The following is a 6386-nucleotide window of genomic DNA, read 5'->3' as shown; positions in this document are numbered from 1 at the left end:
TAAAGCAATACAAAAATTAATCAAAAATCAAGTACAGCAATGGGTGGCAGGTTTACCTAACTATATCAAGGGTTACATGTCTATTTCAGTGTGCGAAAGTTGAGTTTATTAAAATACCTGACGCTTTGTATCTCATCCTTGGTCAGCTTTCGATTTGAAGGTAGTTTTTTTAAATGATAGGCTGCTGCAAGTGAAGTGGTGTGCGTGCCTCCATAATCATTGTATATATAAATCAAATTACTTCTCTCCTTTCCGAAATACCACGTAATCAATTGAAATCTTCATGCTTGCTTTTCTAATTTTGTTCTCTCCGTTTTGAAATACTTTCCTGTTATGGATAATCAAGCTTTATTATTATCTAAATCCAAAAAAGAATACATATTACATACCTAAACAAACATTCGAAAAACAAAATGGCTTATTCTCTGGTCATATAAAAAGAGGATGAACGTATAACCATTCACCCCATTAAATAAATGTATTGATTTGCTTAAGATTTCGTATAATTCAAATTCCATATAACACCGGTGTTTAAAAGATTAAGTGGTGTTCTTGGTTTTTCTTAATGAAAGCATTCCTTCTTTTTGATTACGCAATTGATTTTTAAAGATACATATGGATACAAGCACTTACTTAATCATCCCCATTAGTTATTGAAAAAATTCTCAGTATAAAACGGCTGATCACTTTCATTAAAGTCCACGCCAATCCCTAGATGGCTGAAATCCCGATGTAAAATATTTTCTCGATGCCCCTCCGAATTCAATAATCCCTGATGCGCAAAAACACTGCTGAATTGCCCATATGCAAGGTTCTCCCCTGCACTTAAGAATGAAATATCATCTTCCTTCATCCGGTCAAAAGGAGATTGTCCTTCTAAATTAGTATGGCTGAAAAATTGATTTGCGGCCATATCTGTACTATGCTTTCTCGCTGTTTCTCTTACTGCTTCATCCCATTCTAAAATAGACAGCTCATGCTTTACGCGAGTTGCATTGGTCAAATCAAATAATTGATACTCCAAGCCTTCTTTTAGAGCCTCACTGCCAGGTGTATAAAGGGTGCTTTTGGCAGATTCCATATCCTCATCTATTAACTGAATTGCTGTTACTTCTTCTGATTCATGCAGGTCATAAAAAATGGTTGCGTAGGTTCCATCCATATGATATACATCATATTCGCCTTCGCTTTCAATTTTATAATTAAACCAGCCATTGCGGATCATTTCTTCCGGCTCCCCTAATGTCTCGTTTACAAACGACTTGGAATCTCCCAAGGCAATACCCTGCTGAGAGGATAGTAAATCCTGATTGGTAAAGAGTCCACGCACCATGTCTTGTTCATCATAAGCAACCATCATAAAGTTTTGATAGTTTTCATGATAGGTGAACCATTCCACTCCATACTCATTCTCACTTTGCCGCTTAGCTTCACCATACATTTCTTCCACCTGTCCTCTTGTGTCACCTATCTCTACATTGCCAACGGAGAATGATTGTTCCTCCGGAGTAGTGAGCTCCGGTGTTTCTACTTGTTCATACGAGGTGCCTGTTTCAGAATCAGTAAAGGATTGAAAAAAAGAAGTTGCTTCATCTGCTACTTGACGGAAGTAAAAGTCATTATCTATCGCTTCTGAAACAAAATCGCTTGCAGAGGAAAACGTATCACTGACAGCATCGGGGATGACATCGCGGACCGGGTCTTCCCATAAAGGCCTTGTCCAAATGGCTAACAGTATCATAAACAGCAATAATAATAATCGCTTGAAAATAGCTATCCCAACCTTTTTAAATACTTTAATGCAGCAGAAGGATTACCGCTGCTATTCTATTCTTTACGAAATCAACCTTGGCTAACCCTTAAAAAATAGTCAGCCCGCTGACTTATATAAATTATACTATCTCCAAATTACTTTCAACAAATCTAAACCTTTTTTATTCAGGAAAACGTCAACGTAAATGAAAAAATCCGCTTCTGTATTTATAACAGAAACGGATTTTCTATTCTTCCTACATCAAGGTCCCAAACCACACTGCAAGGAAAGTTCCAATGTAGTTTCCAATAATATAACCCAGTGTCCCAACAATTAATATCGGACCGACTAATTGCCTCCATCCTTTCGCAATCGCAAACGCGGCTGCAGTAGTTGGTCCGCCGATATTTGCATTGCTTGCCAGCAGGATTTCTTCTAAACTCATCCGGAATAGTTTTCCAAAAATAAGAGACAGCGTTAAATTGATTGCTACAATAATAAATGCAAAAACAAGCAATAATGGTGCCGTTTGAACAATTAACGTGATAGAAGCAGGTATTCCGATTACGACAAAAAAGATGTGAATCAGATACGTTCCTATTTCCTGACTGCCATTTAATCCGGAAAAATAATTTGGAAATACTGCTAAAGCGACAAAGGTAAGCGTCGTTAATACTAAATACTGATCTCCGATAATTCCATTCAACAGATTATTGAAGAAAGAAGCCTCTTCTCCACTTGGAATAATCCCGGCAAAAAATTCGGCAATTTTTAAGGAAACTATAACTAAAAAAAAAGCTGTTCCAATCGAAAGTGCCATGTCCTTCAAAGAAACTTCTTTCCTTTTCCAGAAGCTTTCTGCCAACGTTTTATCATCATCCGATTGATTCTTTTCTACCTCTTCCACATGCGGCGTCGGGTAACGTTTACGGATAAAATGAAGTGCAGGAATCATCATTAGAATAATAAACAGCAGTGCCATCATTAAATTATCCGCAACAACAGCGGCAGAAATAATTTCCCCCGGGGTTTCGAATTTAGCTGCCATAGCAGCAAAGTTCACGCCTCCTCCAATATAGGAAGCACCGAAAATCCCACTCAATTGGTCTAAAAAAGGTATGTGATTCTGTAAAGTAAAAAATGCAATAATCGTTCCTGCAACTGTGCCAATGGAGCTCAATAGGAAAATGAGCAACAATCTGCTGCTTTCCTTCCATATTTTTTTAAGATTAACGTGAAATAACAAAAGCGGTATTGCTAACGGTACAATAACAGACCATACTGCATCATATACCGGCGATTCTGTGGGAATAATTCCAAAGTTGGATAAAGCCATCGCCCCGACTAATGCAATAATGGCCCCAGTCACCTTGGAAGCCCAGCTGTAGCGTTGTTCTAAAAAAATACTGACAGACGCCCAGATAATGATAATCCCCCAAAGCGTAATGCTATCATCTGCTTGAATCAATGTTTCTTTCATCCACTCCCCGCCCCTTCTCTATTTTCGGTTGTATGTATCATATTTTACCACTTCATTTTAAATATTTGTTAGGTATTGTGGAGTGTTTTTTTGAAATTAACCTATCATGATGCAGAAAAATCCCCATCAAAAAAACCTCTCTAACCATTGTCAGAGAGGTTTTCAACAGGATTATTTCACTTGCTCTAATAACGCTAATTTATGGTTTAACGCTTGCAGCTGCTCATCATTTAATGGAAGCAGCGGCAAGCGAACACCGCCGACATGGACACCATTGCGATTTAATGCTGCTTTTACAGGAGCTGGACTCGGTGCTGCAAACATTTCCTGCATGACCGGCAGAATCCGCTGATGTATGGAAGCAGCTTTTTTCACGGCTCCCTGCTCATATGCAGCAATCATTTCCTGCATTTCATTGCCGATAACATGCCCGGAAACCGAAACAATGCCTATAGCTCCAACTGCAAGAGACGGAAGGGTCAAAGCGTCTTCCCCGCTGTATACAGAAAAGCTTGCATCTGTTTGGGCCGCCATTTCAGTTATCTTATCCATATTGCCGCTTGCATCTTTGATCGCCACAATATTATCAACCGCAGCCAAACGAATAACGGTATCTGCCGCCAGATCAACAGAAGTTCTGCCAGGCACATTATATAGCATGACCGGCAGCTGAACGGAATCAGCCACTGTTTTAAAATGCTCATATAAACCGTCCTGAGAAGGTTTATTATAATAAGGCGTTACAAGCATAATCGCATCCACACCAGTTTTTTCAGCTGCTTGTGATAACGCAATAGACCCTTTCGTCTGATTAGAACCGGTGCCCGCAATTACTGAAATTCTTCCATTTACTTTTTGTACCGTATGTGAAAATAATGCCAGTTTTTCTTCATCTGATAAAGTCGGTGACTCTCCAGTTGTTCCAGCTACCACCAATCCGTCTGAACCATTTTCGATAAGATGCTCGATTAACTGATCTAATGCCCCGTAATCAATTTCCTGCTGTTCGTTAAATGGCGTTACCATCGCCGTAACCACTTTTCCAAAATTCATAACAACACACCCTTTATATAATATCAACATTCTTTGATGAAAAATAGACGGATAGCACCGAAGTAAAGTGCCTTAAAAACTAGAGGGTGGAAAGTAATAAAGATAAGCAGAATCCGTATTATTGTTTGTTATTATTGTTTGTTCCAACTTTTTCAGGGTCCTTTTCTCTTATCATCATGCATTACTTCAATTATTTCCACAAAATAAAAAGCACCAACGGAGACCGCTGCTGCTTAAACACTTAATGTCCTCTCAGCTGATAGCCCTCCACATAGTTTCCTATATGACAGCACTGGATTTATTCAATACCAGTACCAGTATAATAAGAATAAGGCTTATTATACTTCGGCAAATTCCCCTTTCCATATGCTTCATCGTCAGCCTATTCTGTCTCAGCATATTTACTAATGGTTTTTGCACCTCTACCGTTCACCTATGAATAATGAATTTGTCTGTATTATAGCAAGAATAACAGAGAAACACAATTGAAAAATAGAGGTTTTTTCAAAAGAGCCAAAAAAGCTTTACAGCGTGCGCATCCTCCATGGTGTTAAAAAAACATGATGAAGTTTCTTTACTGGTAAACTATGCAAAATAAAAAAATAGGTGATTCCCCCGCCCCTCTATTCTTCCTCTTGCAGAAAACCCATAGACAGGTATCTTTCTCCGGTATCAGGTGCGATACAAACCACCTTTTGCTCAGGTTCCATGCGCTTGGCAACTTCTGTAGCTGCATAAATAGCAGCCGCTCCTGATGGTCCGACAAACAGGCCTTCCTTTTGGGCAAGCTCTTTTAATAAACTTAATGCCTGCTCATCATTGATTTGAATGATTTCATCATAAACCGATGTGTTTAAGATTTCAGGAACAAAACCCGGGCTGGTTCCCACTAATTTATGCGAACCAGGCTCTCCGCCGGATAGTACGGGAGAACCTTTAGGCTCCACCACAGCAATATGCAAATCCGGAATATAAGATCTTAGCGATTCTCCTGTACCTGTTACAGTTCCTCCTGTACCCGCAGTACAAACAAACGCATCCAATTGATGATTCAAATCATTTAAAATCTCCAGTGCTGTTGTATTACGATGCGCATCTGGATTTGCTATATTTTTAAATTGCTGTGGAATAAAACTGTTTGGTATTTCTTGTTGCAATTCTAATGCTTTTTGAATAGCGCCCGGCATTTTTTCACTGCTTGGTGTTAAAACCACTTTGGCTCCATATGCTTTCAAAAGATTTCGTCTTTCCTGCGTACTATTATCCGGCATTACCAGAATCGCCTGATATCCCTTTGCAGAGGCAGCCATGGCCAATCCGATTCCAGTATTTCCGCTTGTCGGCTCAATAATCGTATCTCCGGCCTTTATCAGTCCTTCCTGCTCAGCAATATGAATCATATGCACTGCAGCCCGGTCCTTCACACTGCCGCTTGGATTAAACATTTCCAGTTTCACATATATCTTTGCAGCATTTTCAGGCTGCAGTTTATTTAGTGTTATCATAGGAGTATCTCCCACGAGCTCTGTAATATTATCCGCTACTCTCATTTTTTATTCTCCTTCCTCATCCTTTAATAAACGTTTATCTACTGAAATATTTGGATTTAACTTCGCCAATTCTTCTACAAAAGCAAGCTTATCCTTGGGCGAAATAGCTATCAGATCATATTTTCCGCTTCGAATCTGGATACGGTCCAATGATAATGCCGGTGCAATTAGCGGCATCTTAGATTGAAGAATCAATTCCATATTTTCTATATAAATCGTTTGCCGGATAGGGCCATAATAAACAATTAACCGATCTCTATCAATTTTATATCCCGTGCGGAACCAGAACCAGAGCAATATACCGCATAACAGCAGCATAATCGCTACATTGATCACCTGGCCCCTGAATAGGGGAATGAGCACCCCGCTAATCACAATAGCCCAGAGAACGATTGCCATCCATTTATCCTTCTTTGATTTAAAATACATTCAATTCCCCCATTCATTCGAACAATATTCCTTCTTTTATTATAGCTTTTGTATGACTTTATACCAAACTTCAGCAATCCGTTTCTGTTATTTTTTTAACAATAAGGAAAACTTATACTGA

5 protein-coding genes, 1 pseudogene and 1 riboswitch are annotated in these 6386 nt (G+C 39.1%); all 6 genes and pseudogenes read right to left on the bottom strand.

Going from position 1 to position 6386, the window contains the following annotated elements; translation table 11 throughout:
- Positions 1 to 101: 101 nt before the first annotated feature.
- Positions 102 to 236: pseudogene (locus tag ACFO3P_RS20945) on the bottom strand (DUF3189 family protein); the annotation flags it as partial.
- A 410-nt stretch (positions 237 to 646) separates the two neighbouring features.
- The gene (locus ACFO3P_RS20940; protein WP_042536219.1) at positions 647 to 1741 is read right to left on the bottom strand and encodes a CAP domain-containing protein; all 1095 of its coding nucleotides are present in this window, start codon (positions 1739 to 1741) and stop codon (positions 647 to 649) included.
- A gap of 268 nt (positions 1742 to 2009) precedes the next feature.
- Positions 2010 to 3233, bottom strand: coding sequence for a DUF819 family protein (locus ACFO3P_RS20935; RefSeq protein ID WP_379542611.1), 1224 nt, complete (start codon positions 3231 to 3233; stop codon positions 2010 to 2012).
- Positions 3234 to 3404: 171 nt separating this feature from the next.
- Entirely contained in the window at positions 3405 to 4286 is an 882-nt protein-coding gene (gene dapA, locus ACFO3P_RS20930) for a 4-hydroxy-tetrahydrodipicolinate synthase (RefSeq protein ID WP_042533835.1), read from the bottom strand.
- Positions 4287 to 4538: 252 nt separating this feature from the next.
- Positions 4539 to 4719: riboswitch (Lysine riboswitch) on the bottom strand.
- Between the two features lie 190 nt (positions 4720 to 4909).
- On the bottom strand, positions 4910 to 5836 hold the full coding sequence (cysK, locus tag ACFO3P_RS20925) for a cysteine synthase A (RefSeq protein WP_193062070.1): 927 nt from the start codon (positions 5834 to 5836) through the stop codon (positions 4910 to 4912).
- A 3-nt stretch (positions 5837 to 5839) separates the two neighbouring features.
- On the bottom strand, positions 5840 to 6265 hold the full coding sequence (locus ACFO3P_RS20920) for a PH domain-containing protein (RefSeq protein WP_042533832.1): 426 nt from the start codon (positions 6263 to 6265) through the stop codon (positions 5840 to 5842).
- Between the last annotated feature and the right edge of the window lie 121 nt (positions 6266 to 6386).

Origin of the sequence: Oceanobacillus aidingensis (genome assembly GCF_042654105.1) — a bacterium.
Classification (GTDB): domain Bacteria; phylum Bacillota; class Bacilli; order Bacillales; family Amphibacillaceae; genus Oceanobacillus; species Oceanobacillus oncorhynchi.
The sequence above is the reverse complement of the archived record's forward strand: the minus strand, read 5'-3'. Positions and strand labels throughout refer to the sequence as shown.